The sequence below is a fragment of the Streptomyces sp. NPDC024687 genome (assembly GCF_055559055.1).
In genome coordinates, this window is record NZ_JBVHLJ010000003.1 from 954303 (window position 1) to 971482 (window position 17180).

At 71.1% G+C, this 17180-nt stretch carries 11 protein-coding genes; 8 read left to right on the forward strand and 3 right to left on the reverse strand.

Annotated features, from left to right (window positions below):
* The first annotated feature begins 1 nt into the window (after position 1).
* Both ACZ39I_RS16255 and ACZ39I_RS16260 read left to right on the forward strand, forming a co-directional pair.
* A complete protein-coding gene (locus ACZ39I_RS16255; RefSeq protein ID WP_467245026.1) occupies positions 2-1405 on the forward strand; it encodes an NAD(P)/FAD-dependent oxidoreductase in 1404 nt (467 codons plus the stop codon).
* A 120-nt stretch (positions 1406-1525) separates the two neighbouring features.
* Positions 1526-1981: a hypothetical protein gene (locus tag ACZ39I_RS16260; protein ID WP_352389485.1), complete on the forward strand. Its 456-nt coding sequence runs from the start codon at positions 1526-1528 to the stop codon at positions 1979-1981.
* 133 nt (positions 1982-2114) lie between these two features.
* On the opposite strand, the gene ACZ39I_RS16265 is transcribed toward ACZ39I_RS16260, so the two are convergent.
* Entirely contained in the window at positions 2115-2906 is a 792-nt protein-coding gene (locus ACZ39I_RS16265; protein ID WP_467245027.1) for a phosphatase PAP2 family protein, read from the reverse strand.
* A 154-nt stretch (positions 2907-3060) separates the two neighbouring features.
* Positions 3061-4395, reverse strand: coding sequence for a 4-aminobutyrate--2-oxoglutarate transaminase (gene gabT / locus ACZ39I_RS16270; protein ID WP_467245028.1), 1335 nt, complete (start codon positions 4393-4395; stop codon positions 3061-3063).
* 225 nt (positions 4396-4620) lie between these two features.
* On the opposite strand from gabT, the gene ACZ39I_RS16275 reads away from it, so the two are divergent.
* The 3 genes from ACZ39I_RS16275 (at position 4621) to ACZ39I_RS16285 (ending at position 10109) form a co-directional block, all read left to right on the forward strand.
* Complete coding sequence (locus tag ACZ39I_RS16275; RefSeq protein ID WP_467245029.1) at positions 4621-6753, forward strand: ATP-binding protein; 2133 nt, start codon at positions 4621-4623, stop codon at positions 6751-6753.
* Between the two features lie 129 nt (positions 6754-6882).
* Positions 6883-8541 (forward strand): PucR family transcriptional regulator, encoded by a 1659-nt coding sequence (locus ACZ39I_RS16280; RefSeq protein ID WP_467245030.1) that lies wholly within the window; start codon positions 6883-6885, stop codon positions 8539-8541.
* A 122-nt stretch (positions 8542-8663) separates the two neighbouring features.
* Positions 8664-10109, forward strand: a complete 1446-nt coding sequence (locus ACZ39I_RS16285) for an aldehyde dehydrogenase family protein (RefSeq protein WP_467245031.1) — start codon at positions 8664-8666, stop codon at positions 10107-10109.
* 96 nt (positions 10110-10205) lie between these two features.
* On the opposite strand, the gene ACZ39I_RS16290 is transcribed toward ACZ39I_RS16285, so the two are convergent.
* Entirely contained in the window at positions 10206-13061 is a 2856-nt protein-coding gene (locus ACZ39I_RS16290) for a glycoside hydrolase family 3 C-terminal domain-containing protein (protein WP_467245032.1), read from the reverse strand.
* A gap of 327 nt (positions 13062-13388) precedes the next feature.
* Between ACZ39I_RS16290 and ACZ39I_RS16295 the strand changes: the two genes are divergently transcribed.
* The 3 genes from ACZ39I_RS16295 to ACZ39I_RS16305 are packed head-to-tail and all read left to right on the forward strand — an operon-like array spanning position 13389 to position 17052.
* Positions 13389-15077, forward strand: a complete 1689-nt coding sequence (locus ACZ39I_RS16295; RefSeq protein ID WP_467245033.1) for an extracellular solute-binding protein — start codon at positions 13389-13391, stop codon at positions 15075-15077.
* Positions 15077-16129 (forward strand): ABC transporter permease, encoded by a 1053-nt coding sequence (locus ACZ39I_RS16300; protein WP_467245034.1) that lies wholly within the window; start codon positions 15077-15079, stop codon positions 16127-16129. Before ACZ39I_RS16295 ends, ACZ39I_RS16300 begins: the two co-directional genes overlap by 1 nt.
* Positions 16126-17052, forward strand: coding sequence for a carbohydrate ABC transporter permease (locus tag ACZ39I_RS16305; RefSeq protein ID WP_467245035.1), 927 nt, complete (start codon positions 16126-16128; stop codon positions 17050-17052). The genes ACZ39I_RS16300 and ACZ39I_RS16305 overlap by 4 nt, the downstream gene beginning before the upstream one ends.
* Positions 17053-17180: the final 128 nt, after the last annotated feature.

Here is a 17180-nt window from a genome sequence, read left to right on the forward strand (position 1 = left end):
CATGAGCCGTTGGACAAAGGCCCTTTCCGAGGCCCAGCCGATCCCGTACTGGCTGGACGACCCCGGCCGGCCCCACCCCGAGCCCGCCCTCACCGGCGCCGAGACCTGCGACCTTCTGGTCGTCGGCGGTGGCTACAGCGGGCTGTGGACCGCGCTCAACGCGAAGGAACGCGACCCCGGGCGGGACGTCGTCCTGCTGGAAGGCCGTGAGACGGGCTGGGCCGCCTCCGGTCGCAACGGCGGCTTCTGCGCCGCCTCCCTCACCCACGGCCTGCCCAACGGGCTCACCCGCTGGCCGGACGAGATCCACAAGCTCCAGGAGCTGGGCGCCCGCAACCTCGACGAGATCGAGAAGGCGGTCGCCCGGCACGACCTCGACTGCGAGTTCGAGCGCACCGGCGAGATCGACGTGGCGACCGAGACGTACCAGGCCTGGGAACTGCGTGACTGGTACGGGGAGCTCCAGGAGAAGGGCCTCGCCGACGGCGTCGAATTCCTGGACGCCGACGCGGTGCGCGAACAGGTCGCCTCACCCACCTTCGAGGCGGGGCTGTGGGACCGCCGGGGCGTAGCCATGCTCAACCCCGCCAAGCTCGTCTGGGGCCTGAAGCGGGCGTGCCTGCGGCTCGGCGTCCGGATCTACGAGCACACCCCCGCGCTCACCCTGAGGCCGTACGGCGCCGGCATGGCCGTACGTACTCCGTACGGCTCGGTCCGGGCCCGGCAGGTCGCGCTCGGCACGAACATCTTCCCGAGCCTGGTCAAGCGGGTCCGGGCGTACACGGTGCCGGTCTACGACTACGCGCTGATGACCGAGCCGCTGAGCGAGGAGCAGCTCGCGTCGATCGGCTGGAAGAACCGCCAGGGGCTCGGGGACTCGGCGAACCAGTTCCACTACTTCCGGCTCTCCGCCGACAACCGCGTCCTGTGGGGCGGTTACGACGCGGTCTACCCGTACGGCGGCCGGGTGCGCGCCGAGTACGACGACCGGCCGGAGACGTACGCCAAGCTCGCCGGGCACTTCTTCACCTGCTTCCCGCAGCTGGAGGGCGTCCGCTTCACGCACGCGTGGGGCGGCGCGATCGACACCTGCTCCCGGTTCTCCGCGTTCTACGGAACCGCCCACCAGGGCAAGGTGGCGTACGCGGCCGGCTACACGGGTCTCGGCGTCGGGGCGACCCGGTTCGGGGCGGACGTGATGCTGGACCTGCTGTCCGGCGAGGCCACCGAGCGGACCTCGCTGGAGATGGTGCGCAAGAAGCCGCTGCCCTTCCCGCCGGAACCCTTCGCCTGGACCGGCATCGCCCTCACCAAGTGGTCGCTGGCCCGTGCCGACGCGCACGGCGGGCGGCGCAACCTGTGGCTGCGGACCATGGACAAGTTCGGTCTGGGATTCGACAGCTGAACGGTCGTAGGTGATCCGATTCACTCCGACGAGTGGTCAGAACTCGCGTAATGCTCGCCGGGAAACCTCCCTCTCTCTCGTGACGCAACCAGTGTCGATGAGAGAAAGGGAGGTCTTCTCATGACAGGGGCGAAGACGGCGGTCGAGTGGCTGGCATCCGTCGCACCGGATCCCGAGGCCTGCCGCTGGGAGTGGGAGCGCAACCCCCTGGGGGTCGCACTGCTTCCGGCGGGCAAGGCCTGGGACGTACTGATCCTGCCGGGTGAGCTCGGCTATCCGACGCTCGACGTCCTCACCCGCATCCTCGACCGGCTCGGCCCGGTGCTCGTCGACTTCGGCGACGCGCGGATGGGGTTCTTCGTGCCGCCGGGTACCGCGGCACGCTGGCTCGGCACCGGTGTCCGTACGGCCGGCGCCGGCACCTGGATCGTCGTGCCGTACCCGGGCCGGGTGGCCGGGGGAGGGGTGCGCTGGCTGGTGCCGCCCGACGGCTCCGGCATTCTCGTCGATCCGGCGCTGCTCGAACTGGCGATGCACGAGGCGGCGGCGGGCCTGGCGACGGAGGGTGACGGCTGAGCCGACGGTTCCACCGCGCTCCCGTCGGCCGCCCGTGCGGCCGACGCGGACCCGACGACTCCTGTGTCCAGTGGGAGTACGGCGCTGCGGGCGTCCTCCGCCGGCAGCGACGACGCCCAGTGCGCCCAGGGGTTCAGCGACGGTCCAGTCGTGCCAGGAAGAGCCGGAACCCGAGCAGCAGGACCGTGCACAGGCACCAGCTGCCCACCACGTCCAGGGGCCAGTGCCAGCCGCGGCGGACCAGGCCGAAGGAGACGCCGAGGACGAGAAGGCCGCAGCCGATGACGAGCGCGCGGCGGATCCGGGCGGACCGGAGCCAGGGGAGGACGAGGAGGGTGGCGGCGCCGTAGGCGATCGCGGCCGTGGCGGTGTGGCCGGAGGGGTAGTAGCCGGTCCCGGGTGAGACCGGGGTGCCCGGGCGGTCGGTGAGTTCCTTGAGGGGGACGACCAGGGCGGGGACCAGGGCCATCAGGACGGCCGCGGCGGCGGACGGCAGCCACCATCGGTCCGTACCAGTACTGCGAGCCCGCCAGGTCGCATAGAGGAGGGCCACGACCAGGACCGGGACCGCTACCTCGACATTGCCCAGGTCGGCGAGGGCCGCCGAGACGCGGTCCGGGTGGATCAGTGCGCGGCTGACCCGCTCGTCGACACGCAGAAGCGGCCCGTCCTCGACGACCTGCCAGGTGATCAGGGCGAAGAGGAGGGCCGGAATTCCGAGAAGGAGGATGAGGAAGGCCGGCCGCCCCGGAACAGGGGGGGTGGTTCCGGGGCGGCCGATCGGATCGGATGGTCGGCCGCCCCGGGGGGTTTGGGGCGGGCGACTGTCCGATCGGTGAGGAGATCCGGAGCCAGAGGCTCCAGTTGTGTGCGCGAGGGCACGACCAGGGCGAAGCTGGGGAGGCCCCGTCCTGATGTCGCCCACAGTCCCCTGTGGGCGGGGTGTATCTCTCATCTGGGTAGAACCTACGGCAGGGCGACGGCGTACGACAGGCGGAATCGCATCCTCACAACCACCTCGCACACCTTCTTCACACCCTCTGCCGCTGGCCACCGCAGCCCCGCAGTTCCCTGTGCGGTCAGATGCGGGTGAAGGCCTGCTCGATGATGTCGAGGCCCTCGTCGAGGAGGTCCTCGCCGATGACGAGCGGGGGCAGGAAACGCAGGACGTTGCCATAGGTGCCACAGGTCAGGACCAGCAGGCCCTCCTGGTGGCAGGCCTTGGCGAGCGCCGCGGTCGCCTCCGGGTTCGGCTCCTTGGTCGTACGGTCCCTGACGAGCTCGATGGCGATCATGGCGCCGCGGCCGCGGATGTCGCCGATGACGTCGAACTTGTCCGCCATGGCGGTGAGGCGGGCCTTCATGACCGTCTCGATGTGCTTCGCCCTGGCGTTGAGGTCGAGCTCCTTCATCGTCTCGATGGCGCCGAGCGCGCCCGCGCAGGCGACCGGGTTGCCGCCGTAGGTGCCGCCGAGGCCGCCGGCGTGGGCGGCGTCCATGATCTCGGCGCGGCCGGTGACAGCGGCGAGCGGGAGACCGCCGGCGATGCCCTTGGCCGTGGTGATCAGGTCCGGGACGATGCCCTCGTCCTCGCAGGCGAACCACTGGCCGGTGCGGCAGAAGCCGGACTGGATCTCGTCGGCGACGAAGACGATGCCGTTGTCCGTGGCGAACTTCGCGATCTCCGGCAGGAAGCCCTTGGCCGGCTCGATGAAGCCGCCCTCGCCGAGGACGGGCTCGATGATGATCGCGGCGACGTTCTCCGCGCCGACCTGCTTGGTGATCTGGTCGATGGCCTGGGCGGCGGCCTCGGGACCGGCGTTCTCGGGGCCGGTGGGCCAGCGGTAGCCGTAGGCGACGGGGACGCGGTAGACCTCGGGCGCGAAGGGGCCGAAGCCGTGCTTGTACGGCATGTTCTTCGCGGTCAGCGCCATGGTGAGGTTGGTGCGGCCGTGGTAGCCGTGGTCGAAGACGACGACGGCCTGCCGCTTGGTGTACGCCCGCGCGATCTTCACGGCGTTCTCAACGGCTTCGGCGCCACTGTTGAACAGGGCCGACTTCTTGGCGTGGTCGCCGGGGGTCAGCTCGGCCAGCGCCTCGGCGACCTCCACGTAGCCCTCGTACGGGGTGACCATGAAACAGGTGTGGGTGAAGTCGGCGAGCTGCTGCGTGGCGCGGCGTACGACGGCCTCGGCGGAGGCGCCGACGGACGTCACGGCGATGCCCGAACCGAAGTCGATCAGCCGGTTCCCGTCGACGTCCTCGATGATCCCGCCGCCCGCGCGTGCCGTGAAGACGGGCAGCACGGACCCCACACCCTGCGCGACCGCGGCGACCCGGCGGGCCTGCAGCTCCTGCGACTTGGGGCCGGGGATGGCGGTGACGACGCGGCGCTCCTGCGGAAGTGCGGTCATGAGGGGCTCCTGGGGTGGTGCGGGCGCTTGCTTCTCTTCTCGCAGGCTAGGCCGGGGACCGGGGGGTGGGCATGCTCCATGTGGGCGTTGTCCGGAGAACGGGTTGTCCGCGGTGGACATGGCGCCGGCCACGACGCCCGGCCGCGTAAGCAGTGAACTCCCCTGGCGGGGGCGTTAGATTGGCCGCTGACGGTGGACGGAACGGCTGGTCAGGGAGCAGGGGCGATGGACAGCGACGGGACGCAGGACGCGCGGGGTACGCATGCGAATCCTGTGCCGCGGGCACGGTCGGGGATGCCACCGATGCCCGCGCAAGCGCCCTCGGTGCCGCCCCCGGACAGCGCGGCGTTCCTGACGTGGCTGCGGACACCACGGCCCGAGACGCTGCCCGGGGTGTGGCGGTTCGGGCACCGGCCCAGGCCGGAGGCGGAACCGGAACTCGTCCCCGGCCGCCAGCTCATCAGCGGCGCGCTGATCGCGTTCCTCGTCGGCTGGCTCGTGTGGTCGCTGCTGCAGAACGGCTATGTCGGCACCTGGTGGTGGCTTCCGCTTCTTCTGATCACCCCTGACTCCTGGCGCGGCGCCGACGGCGCCCTCGGCCAGACGGGCACCACCCTCCTGTACAAGGGTTACGAGGTGCTCATCGCGTTGATCATCATGGCCGTCGTGGGCAAGCTCGGCCGCTGGGGCGAGGTCTGGCGCCGCTTCGGCCCCCCGGCCTGGCGTCAAGCCGCTCCCGCCCACGAGCCGCCGCCCGCCCCCGAACAGGACCCCGCCGAATGGCCCCAGCTTCGTGCCGTCGGTGCCGTCGATGCTGCCGAGCGGCTGGCTGCCGAGGCCAGGGCCGGGTTGATGCGGGACGTGGACCATGCCCGGATCGCGCGGGCCTGGCAAGGCGTGCGCAGTGGCCGGTTCAGCCTCGCCACGTTCACCCATGCCGTGCTCCAGGAGGGCGCCGCCGCCTGTGTGCACCCCTCCGGGGAGCGAGATCTGCCCGCACGGCTCGCCCGGCATGACCTCCTCACGGGCCAGGTACGGCTGGGGACCACCGCCGACGACGCCCGCAACCCGTACGCCTATCGGGGAGCCGGACTGGGGCTGGGCCCCGAGCTGCTCGGGACCTCGCTGCTCGCGGTCGGGCCGGCCGGGTCCGGGAAGACCGGGACCGTCGTCAGGCCGATCGCCGAGTCGTTGTGTCTGCACGCGCTCGCCGGGCGGGCCGCCGTCGTGGTGGTCGGTGCCGCGGGCGCGGGGCTCGGACCGGCCGACGCCTACGACGTCGTCGTACAGATCGGGAATCCCGAGTCGGTGTACGACCTCGACCTGTACGGGGGGACGACCGATCCGGACGAGGCCGCGGCCGTGCTCGCCGAGGCGCTCGTGGGGGACCTCGCCGAGCCTCATCAGGGGGGCGACACCCGGCGCTCCACCACCGTGCTCGCCCAGCTCCTCGGACCGTTTCGGGCGGTCCACGGCCGCTTCCCCTCCGTACCGGAGCTGCGGCAGCTGCTCGACGGCGCGCCCCGGCCGATGGCCGCGCTGCGCAAGGGCCTCGAGGACTCCGGGCAGGAGTCGCTGCTGCGCGAACTCGACGCGCGGGAGCGGCAGATGGGGAACCCCGGGGATGTCGGGGGCATTCTCGCGGACCGGGTCGCGCTGCTCGACCGGCCCGCCTTCGCCACGTTCTTCCAGAGCGCGGGCTCCGACTCCTCCGGGCAGTCGCGGCCGTTCTCGCTGAAGGCCCTCGACCACCCCGTCCGGGTGCGGATCGACCTGCCGCAGCGCGGGCACGCCGACGCCTCCCGGATCCTGGCGCGGCTGGTGCTCGCGCAGTTCACGGCGAGCGTCGCGGTGCGCGAGGACCGGTCGCTGTTCGCCTGCCTGGTCGTCGACGACGCCACCGGGGTTGTGACGCCGGAGGCCGTACGGGGCGTGCAGCGGCTGCGCTCCGGCAATGCGGGAGTGGTGCTGACGCTGCGGACCCTGGACGACGTACCGCGGCCGCTGCGCGGGCCCCTGCTCGGCGCCATCGGGTGCCGGATGGCGCTGTCCGGGCTCACCCCGTGGGACGGGCAGGACTTCGCCGAGGTGTGGGGCAAGGAGTGGATCGAGGCGCGGGACGTCACCGACCGGCAGATCATCGCCGAGACCCCGGCCGGCAAGGCGCTGCACGCGGTGCGCCGGGTCATCACCGGCAAGGCGCCGACCGCGCGGGCGGTGACCGTGCGGCAGGTCGAGCGGGAGCGGTGGTCCGCGTCCGAGCTGGCGCACGGGGTGCCGCCCGGGCACGCGGTGCTGTCGCTGACCACCGTGACGGGTGAGCACGCGCCGCCGCTGCTGGTGGATCTGCGGGGATGACGACGTGAGGGCGTGACCTGAGGACCGTACGGTGAGGCAGAATCGTCACAGGCCGTTCATACACACCGGCCAAAAGATCACTGCTCTCCGCAGGCTTCTTCGCACACCTCTTCGAAGGTCCCGGGCCCCATGCCACCCACCCTCGCCTCGCTCGTCCACCACTCCGCGCTCAAGCTGACCGTGCGCGCGGGGGAGGACAGGCTGGACGTGCCCGTGCGCTGGGCGCACGTCAGCGAGCTCGCGGACCCCGTCCCCTACATGGAGGGCGGGGAGCTGCTGCTGATCACCGCGCTCAAGCTGGACGCGGCGGATCCGGAGGCGATGCGGCGGTATGTGAAGCGGCTGGCCGGGGCGGGAGTGGTGGGGCTCGGGTTCGCCGTCGGGGTCACCTACGACGAGATCCCCCAGGCCCTTGTCGACGCCGCCCGCGACGAGGGGCTCCCGCTGCTCGAGGTGCCGCGCCGCACCCCCTTCCTCGCCATCAGCAAGGCCGTATCCGCGGCGATCGCGGCCGACCAGTACCGCTCCGTCACCGCGGGCTTCGCCGCCCAGCGGGAACTGACCAGGCAGGCCCTGACCGACGGCCCGGAGGGGCTGCTCGCCGCGCTCGCCTCCCAGGTGGACGGCTGGGCGGCGCTCTACGACGCCTCGGGAGCCGTCGTCGCCGCCGCGCCGGAGTGGGCAGGGCGGCGGGCCGCGCGCATCACCGCCGACGTCGAACGGCTGCGGGAGCGGCCCGCGCCCGCCTCCGCCGTGGTCGGGGGAGCAGGCACTTCCGACAACGACGACCGCGTGGAGCTGCACTCCCTGGGTACCGGCCGGCGGCCGCGGGCGGCGCTGGCGGTGGGGACGGCTGCCGCGCTCGGTACGGCCGAGCGGTACGCGGTGCACTCGGCGATCGCGCTGCTGACGCTCACCACCGAGCGCTCCCGCTCCCTGCACGCCGCCGAGCAGCGGATCGGGGCGGCCGTGCTGCGGATGCTGCTCGCGGGGGAGCCGGAGCACGCGCGCACGGTCGCGGGCGACCTGTACGGCGGTCTCCTGGACGCGCCCTTCCGGCTGATCGTGGCCGAGACGGCCGCGGTGTCGTCCGTGCGGATCGCCGCCGATGCCCCCGCCCGGGTCCCCTCCGCCGCCGCGCTCGCCGCGGCCGCCGACACGCACGGCGATCCGCTCGGGGCGCTCACCGAGATCGTGGAGTCCGCGGCGGCCCGCTCCGGCGAGACCGTGCTCGTGGTGCCCGAGCGGGAGCGCCTGGTGGTGCTGGCCGCGGACGGCGGGGCCGCCCTCACCGCGTGCGGGGAGTACGCGGTGGCGCTGGAGGCGGCGCGGACCCGCGAGCAGGTGGGCGCCGGGGACGAGGCGGAACTGGTCGTCGGCGTCTCGGCCCCCGCCGGACCGATCGCCGCCGCGGCCGCCTACAAGCAGGCCGAACAGGCACTCTCGGTCGCCCGGCGGCGGGGCCGGGTCTGCGTCGAGCACGAACAGCTGGCCTCCGGATCGGTGTTGCCGCTGCTCGCCGACGACGCGGTACGGGCCTTCGCGGACGGGCTGCTGCGGCCGCTGTACGAGCACGACGCGACCGGGCGGGGCGACCTGGTCGCCTCGCTGCGGGCCTGGCTCTCCCGGCACGGCCAGTGGGACGCGGCCGCCGCCGACCTGGGCGTCCACCGGCACACCCTGCGGTACCGGATGCGCAGGGTCGAGGAGATCCTCGGCCGCTCGCTGGACGATCCCGACGTACGGATGGAGCTGTGGCTGGCACTGAAGACGGCCTCGGCGGAATAGACAGAGCCGGGAGCCGGGAGCCGGGAGCCGGGAGCCGGGAGTGCCGAACCGGAGTGTCCGAGGGCTCCGCTGCGCCACCCCGGACAAATTCGATCCCGCCCCCGCGGGCCTACCGTGGGGACATGACTTCCACCCACGCCTTCTGGCTCGCCGGCCGCCAGGTCACCGGCGAGGACACCTTCGACGTCACCTCCCCGTGGGACGGCCGGCTCGTCGGCAAGGTCGCCGTGCCGGACGACGAGCAGATCGAGGAGGCCGTGGCCGCCGCGTACGCCGTACGGGACGAGTTCGCCGCCACGCCCGCCCACGTCCGCGCCGCCGCCCTCGACCACGTCAGCCGCAGGCTCGTCGAGCGCACCGAGGAGATCGCCCAGCTGATCTCCGCCGAGAACGGCAAGCCGATCAAGTGGGCCCGGGGGGAGGTCGGCCGTGCCGTCTCGGTGTTCCGGTTCGCCGCGGAGGAGGCCCGCCGGTTCAACGGCGGTGAGGCCCAGCGCCTCGACACCGACCCCGGCGGCCAGGGCCGTCTCGCGCTGACCCGGCGCTTCCCGAAGGGCGTCGTGCTCGGGATCGCGCCCTTCAACTTCCCGCTCAACCTCTGCGCCCACAAGATCGCCCCGGCGATCGCGGCCGGCGCGCCGATCATCCTGAAGCCGGCCCCCGCGACCCCGCTCTCCGGACTGATCATCGGCGAGCTCCTCGCCGAGACCGAGCTGCCCGCCGGCGCGTGGAGCATCCTGCCCGTCCCGAACGACCGGATGCCCGCCCTCGTCCAGGACGAGCGCCTGCCCGTGATCTCCTTCACCGGTTCCGAGAAGGTCGGTTACGCGATCATGGACTCGGTGCCCCGCAAGCACTGCACGCTGGAGCTGGGCGGCAACGGCGCCGCAGTCGTCCTCGGCGACTACGCCTCCGACGCCGACCTCGACTGGGCCGCGACCCGCATCGCGACCTTCTCCAACTACCAGGGCGGGCAGTCCTGCATCTCCGTGCAGCGGGTGATCGCCGACGCGTCGGTGTACGACCGGCTGCTCCCGCGGATCGTCGCCGCCGTCGAGGCCCAGGTCACCGGCGACCCGGCCGACGACAAGACCGACGTGGGCCCGCTGGTCAGCGAGGACGCGGCCAAGCGGGTCGAGGCGTGGGTGAAGGAGGCCGTCGAGGCGGGTGCCACTCTGCTCACCGGCGGCGACCGCGACGGCGCCTCCTACGCGCCGACCGTCCTCGCCGACGTCCCGGCCGACACGACGATCTCCTGCGAGGAGGTCTTCGGACCCGTCCTGACCGTGCAGAAGGCGGACGGCGAGGCGGCGGCCTTCGCCGCGGTCAACTCCTCCAAGTACGGCCTCCAGGCAGGTGTGTTCACCCACGACCTGCAGGCCGCCTTCCGCGCCCACCGCGCCCTCGAGGTCGGCGGAGTGGTCATCGGTGACGTGCCCTCCTACCGCGCCGACCAGATGCCGTACGGCGGCGTCAAGCAGTCCGGTGTGGGCCGCGAGGGCGTGAAGTTCGCGATGGACGACTACACCTACGAGCGGGTGCTGGTGCTGACGGGGCTCGCTCTCTAGCTAATGGGAACCATTTCCATATAGGCTTCTCGAAGAGGCCCGGCGCCGATGCCTTCCGGTGCCGGGCCTCTTCTTGTCGTCAGCCGCTCCGGTCCCTCAACCGGAGAAGCCGACCCGCGCGAGCCGCAGCGGGCCGCGCAGCCTGAGGTGGACGTCGTGCACGCCCTCGGCGACGAGTCCGGCGCCGACGGCGGTGTAGTCGTACGGTCCCGAGCCGGACCCCTCCACCTCCCATGCGGCGAGCACCGCGCCCCCGTCCAGCGACAGTTCGACCGAGCCCTCGCCGGACACCGTCACCGTCGCCTCGCTGACGCCGGTGCCGAAGTCGCAGTCCCGGTAGACCAGTTCACCGGTACGGCCCTCGGCGGCCGTCACCGCGTCGCCCGCCGCCTTCGTCCGGTCGACGATCTCGACACCGCTCTGCTCGTCGAAGTCCGCGCCCTCCAGGCCCTGTTGGAGCACGGAGCGCGGTGCGCCGGGCTCGCCGTCGAGCACCACCGTCGCCCGCAGCCGGATGTCCTCGCTGGAGGCGCCGGCCAGGAGCTCGTGGGGGCCCGACTCCAGACGCCACCGGCCCTGTGCCACGTCCCAGAACTCGAAGGCGTGCAGCGGTACTTCGAAGGAGAACTCCTGACTGGCACCCGGAGTGAGCGTCACGCGCCGGTGGGCCACCAGCTCGCGGCGCGGGCGGGGCAGTGCCGGGTCGATCGCGCGGGTGTAGAGCTGGGCGACCTCGTCGGCGGTGACGTCACCGGTGTTCGTGATCGTGAACGAGACGTGCACCGTCCCTTCCGTCACCCGGGAGGCGAGGTCGCCGTACGAGAAGGACGCGTACGACAGCCCGTGGCCGAACGGGAACAGGGGCGTGCCCTCGAAGTAGAGATAGGTCTGGCGGCTGCCGATGACGTCGTAGTCGAGGAGGCCGGGCAGGTCCGCGTCGCTCTCGTACCAGGTCTGCGGGAGGCGGCCGGCGGGGGAGACGTCCCCGGCCAGGACGCGGGCCAGGGCGGTGCCGGCCGCCTGGCCGCCGTGGGCCGTCCACAGGGCCGCGGCCAGGCCGGACGTGTCGACCGCATAGGGGTAGGCCGAGACCAGGGCCAGGACCGTGCGGGGGTTCGCGGCGCGCGCCGCCCGCAGCAGGCGCTCCTGGTGGGCGGGGAGCCGCAGGGAGGCGCGGTCCTCGGTCTCGCGGCCGTTGATGTGCGGGTCGTTGCCCGCGACCACCAGGACGACGTCGGCCTCGGACGTGACGCGGGTCACTGCGTCCTCGCCGCGTTCGGCGATGATCAGCTCAAAGACTTCCGGCTGCGCCCCGGGTTCCGGGTTCTCGTCGGCAACCTTTACTCCGTCCGCGGCCACACAGACGTGGCGGCCCGTACCGATGTGCCTGAGGAGGTGACCGCTGCCGTGCTGCTCCAGGCGGAAGGTCTCCTGGACGACCCAGCCTCCGGGCTGGTCGGCGGAGGCGCGCAGGTAGCCGTCCTCGGCGACGGAGAGATAGCGGCCGTCGGGCGCGCGGAGCGTGAGGACGCCCTCGTCCCAGTCGATCAGCGCGAACTCGGTGCCGGTCGCGTCGGTCGTCAGCGGCGGCAGGTCCGTGCGGCCCGCGAGCAGCGCCGGGTCCAGGGCGCCCTCGGCGCCGCGCGCCGCGTCCTCGCCCTCTTCGGCGGCCAGGACGTGCAGAAACGTACCGGCGGAGGTCTTCAGCCGGACCCGGTCCACACCCTCCGCGAACTCCACCCGCTCGGCGCCGAACCGCTCGTACAGCCCCTCCAGCGGGGTGGAGCGGTGGATGAGCGTGCCGCTGTACCAGTCCAGCTTGCACTCGTCGGCCAGCAGACCGACCACGGCGAGCCGGGTGTCGGGGGCGAGCGGCAGTACGCCGTCGTTCCTGAGCAGCACGATCGCCTGCTCGGCGGCCTCCTGGGCGAGCGCGCGGTGCGCCGGGGTGTCGAAGTCCCGGACGTCGGCGTGCGGGTCGTGCTGCGGGTCGAACTCGCCGAGCCGGAAGCGGACCGAGAGCTGGCGGCGGACCGCGGTGTCGATCTCGGCCTCGGTCAGCAGGCCCTGGTCGAGAGCCCCCTGGATGCGCGCGATCATCTGCGAGCTGTCCGTGCCGTGGTCGGTGAAGCTGTCGACCCCGGCCCGGAGGGAGGCGGCGGTGGCCTCCTCGTGGCTGTCGAAGTAGTGCTCGTGGTCGACCAGGTTGGAGGGGGCGCCCGCGTCCGAGCAGACCAGCAGCTCCTCCTCGGTCCAGGTGCGCAGCTGCTCGCGCAGATACGGCGAGACGTGGTTGGGGCGGCCGTTGACCAGGTTGTACGCCGGCATCACGCCGGCCACCGCGCCCGCCTCGACCGCCTCACGGAAGGCGCGCAGGTCGTACTCGTGCAGCACCCGGGGACGCACCGAGCTCGACGAGGTGGCCCGGTCCGTCTCGTTGTTGTGGGCCAGCCAGTGCTTGAGCACCGGGGCGGTGCGCCAGTACGTGGGGTGGTCGCCGCGCAGCCCGTGGGTGTAGGCGGTGGCGATGGCCGAGGTGAGCTTCGGGTCCTCCGAGTAGCCCTCCTCGTTACGGCCCCACAGCGGATGGCGGAGCAGATTGACCGTCGGCGCCCAGATGTTGAGGCCAACCCTGTCGTCGCGGGCGCGCATCGCCCGGACCTCCTTGGACACCGCCTCGCCGATCCGCCGTACCAGATCGGTGTTCCAGGTCGCGCCCAGGCCCACCGCCTGCGGGAAGACCGTCGCCGGGCCCATCCACGCGACGCCGTGCAGCGCCTCCTGGCCGGTGCGGAACGCGGCGATGCCGAGCCGTTCGACGGCCGGTGCGAACTGGTGCAGGAATCCGATCTTCTCGTCGAGGGTCAGCCGCGACAGCAGATCGTCGATGCGCTTCGCGAACGGCAGGTGCGGATCGCGAAATGGCGGTGTGTGCGGCGGGTGTGCGGTCACGTGGGGATCCCCTTGTGATGGATCGGTTCGATGCTTTCGAAGCGCTTCGATGCTCATTCGACTTCGGGGTGGGTGTCAAGAGATCCACACCGTCACTTCAAGCGGTGCATAAGAAAAGGTCACCTCTCCTACCGCGGAGGAATCTTGGGATCGACCCTTGTGCACCCCTGGGTGTTCACTTAACCTCACAGCAACATCGAAGCGCTTCGACTACGGATTCCGTCGCAATGGTCGATGCATCGCTTCAGCTCAGCCAGTTCCACTCAAGACACCGCAGCCGACGGCTCCACCGCCGGGTGTCCTGGTGCGCCATGAAGGGTTGACGCAATGACGCCGAACGCCGCTTCCCCCTCCTCCGGTCCTTCCGGGCCCAGCCGGAGAAGCTTCCTCGCATCCACGGCGGTCGCCACCGCCGCGGTGGCGGGCGGGATGCCGCTGCTTGCCGCCTGCGGGGATTCGGGGGGTGGCGAGCGCGAGGGGACCACGTCGGGCAAGGCCGCGGACAAGCTGCTCCCGGCGTTCGTCGCCAGCACGGTCGCGAACCCGGACCTGCCGTCCAAGAACGGCTCGGCCGCCGGCTACACCGGCAAGGTCGACCTCGCCGCCCTGAAGGCCTCGGTCCCGGACAAGCTCGGCACCGGCGCCCCCTTCAAGATCATGTCCCCCTTCTGGGGCTCCCCGCCGAAGGCCGGCTGCGCCTACTACAAGGCGCTCGACGCCGCCGCGGGCACCAAGATCACCTGGCAGAACCAGGACGGCAACACCTACGGCCAGAAGCTCGGCGCCGTCCTCGCCTCCAGCTCCATACCCGACATGGTGGTCGTGCCCGGCTGGGAACTGGTCGGCAAGATCTCCAACGCCGTCACCGCGAAGTTCATGGACCTCGGCCCCTACCTGGCGGGCGACAAGGTCAAGAAGTACCCGAACCTGGCCGCGATCCCCTCCGACGCCTGGCGCATGGGCATCTTCGGCGGTGCGCTGCGCGGCATACCGATGCCCGCCGCCACCGCGAACTGGATCGCGCCCCTGTACCGCAAGGACGTCTTCGACAAGAAGGGCTACTCGGTACCCAAGTCGGCCGACGAGTTCATGAGCTGGGCCAAGGAGGCCACCAGTTCCAAGGCCAAGGTGTGGGCCTGCGGTGACATGACCTGGTCGGCGTGGAGCTTCTTCGGCGTCCGCGGCTCCGGGACGAGCGGCTGGGACATCGGGTCCGACGGCAAGCTCACGTACCGCATCGAGCAGCCCGAGTACCTGGAAGCCCTGGAGTGGGTCCGCAAGCTGTTCGACGCGGGTGTGGTCCACCCCGACGACAAGGCGCGCTCGGGCGATGCCGGCCAGCGGTTCACGGCCGGGCAGATCCTGGTCTGGAACACCAACATCGCCGACTGGTACGGGAAGGTCTCCGAACAGGCCTCGTCCAACCCGGACCTCGTGATCGACGCCATGGACCTCTTCGGCGCGGACGGCGGCAACCCGAAGCTGTACGCCTCCCAGCCCGCCACCATCTGGTCACTGATCCGCAAGGGCGCCTCGAAGACGACGATCGAGAACGCGCTGGCCGCCGCCAACTTCTCCGCCGCGCCCTACGGCACCAAGGAGCGGATGCTCGTCGACTACGGCGTCGAGGGCACCCACTACACGGTCAAGAACGGCGTCCCGGTCAAGAACGACCTCGGCAACTCCGAGGTGCTCAACGCCTGGGTGATGCTCGCCGCACCGGCCGCCTACTTCGCCCACCCCGACTTCCCCGAGGTCGCCCGCAAGCAGGTCGAGTGGCAGCAGCGGATGGGCGCCTTCATGAAGAAGACGTCCACGTTCGGGATGAACATCGTCGAGCCGACCCGCTACGCCAACCTCTCCAGCCAGTTCGAGCAGCTGGAGATCGACTACGTGCGCGGCAACCGCAAGCTGTCCGACGTCCAGGCCGCCATCTCCACCTGGAAGTCCTCCGGCGGCGACAAGCTGCGCGACTGGTACAAGCAGCTCATCGACAAGAACGGCAGCGGCAACTGATGTCTCTCACGGCCGGGAGCAGGCCCGACGGGACTCGTCCTCCCGCGGCCGTCGAGGAGCCGACGGCCGCGGTCACCGCCGCGCTGGTCAAGGAGCGGATACCGCGCAGGGCGAGCAAGGCCGGCAAGGTCCCGTTCCGGACCCGGCTGCGCCGCGACCGCACGCTCATCCTGATGACGCTGCCCGTCATGGTCCTGCTCCTGCTCTTCAACTACGTCCCGCTGCTCGGCAACATCGTCGCCTTCCAGGACTACGACCCCTACATCTCCAGCAACGGCGTCACCGCGATCTTCCACAGCCCCTGGGTCGGCGTGGAGCAGTTCTCGCGGATGGTCGACGACCCGCTGTTCTGGGGTGCCGCGAAGAACACCATCGTGCTGTTCGTGCTCCAACTGGTGCTGTTCTTCCCGATCCCGATCGCCCTCGCGCTGCTCATCAACAGCGTGATCCGACCCCGGGTACGGGCCGTGGCGCAGGCGGTCATGTATCTGCCGCACTTCTTCTCGTGGGTCCTCGTCGTCACCGTGTTCCAGCAGATCTTCGGCGGCGCGGGCATCATCGCCCAGACTCTGGAGGACCATGGCTGGAGCGGCTTCGACCTGATGACCAACGCGGACCTGTTCAAGTACCTGGTCACCGCGCAGGCCGTCTGGAAGGACGCCGGCTGGGGGATCATCGTCTTCCTCGCCGCGCTGGCCGCCGTGAGCACCGACCTGTACGAGGCCGCCGCCATGGACGGAGCCGGGCGCTGGCGCCGCATGTGGCACGTGACGCTGCCCGCGCTGCGCCCGGTGATCGCGCTGCTGCTCGTCCTGAGGGTGGGCGACGCGCTCAGCGTCGGCTTCGAGCAGTTCCTGCTCCAGCGGGACGCGGTCGGTGTGGGGGCCAGCGAGGTCCTCGACACCTACGTGTGGAACATGGGTATCCAGAACGGCGACTTCAGCTACGCGGCCGCGGTCGGCCTCGTCAAGGGAGTCATCGGAGTGTGTCTCGTCCTGGCCGCGAACAAGTTCGCGCACCTGCTGGGCGAGCAGGGGGTGTACCAGAAGTGAGCCTCAACACGCAGCTCGTCCGCAGTCTCAAGGCCCTCGCCCGGCCCGCGTGGGAGGAGGAGCCCAGCAAGGTCGGCATCACCGCGAAGAGCGGCTTCCTGGCACTGTGCTGCCTGGGCGTGCTCGGTCCGCTGTGGATCGTCATCGTCACCAGCCTCTCCCCGAAACCGGTGATCGACCGGGTCGGCGGACTCGTCGTGATCCCGCAGGGCATCACCTTCATCAACTACACGGAACTGCTCAGCGGCGGGCAGGTCAGCCGGGCCATCATGGTGTCCGTCGGGGTCACCCTCTTCGGCACGCTGTTCTCGATGGCGGTCTCGGTGCTGGCGGCCTACGGACTGTCCCGGCCGGGGAGTCTGGGGCACCGCTTCTTCCTGGTGACCATGATGGCGACGATGTTCTTCGGCGCCGGGCTCATTCCGACGTACCTGCTGGTGCAGTCGCTCGGGCTCACGGACACCTATCTGTCCCTGATCCTGCCGAGCGCGGTCAGCGTCTTCAACATCCTGGTGCTGCGGGCCTTCTTCATGGGCATCTCGCCCGAACTCACCGAGTCCGCGCGGATCGACGGGGCCGGGGACGTGCGGATCCTGCTGACCATCATCATGCCGCTGTCCCGGGCCGTGCTGGCCGTGATCTCGCTGTTCTACGCGGTCGGTTACTGGAGTGCGTGGTTCAACGCGTCGATCTATCTGAGCGACCAGGACATGATGCCGTTGCAGAACGTGCTCATTCAGCTGGTGCAGAAGAACACGGCGAATCCGACGGGGTTGCAGCAGGCGGTTCGTACGGGGCAGTTGTCGGCGCTGGGATTGCAGATGGCTGTGATGGTACTGGCGTTGATTCCGGTGGCGATTGCTTCTCCGTTTGTGCAGCGGCATTTCAAGAAGGGCATGTTGACGGGCGCGGTGAAGGGGTGACCTGCGCCTAATGCAGGGGGGCCTTCGATCGTCCGGCGGCTGCGGGTTCGTGGTGGCTTGGCGCGCCCACGCGGCGGAGCCGCACATCGATACAGTCCCGCGCCCCTGAGTGGGTTCACTTTCCCTTA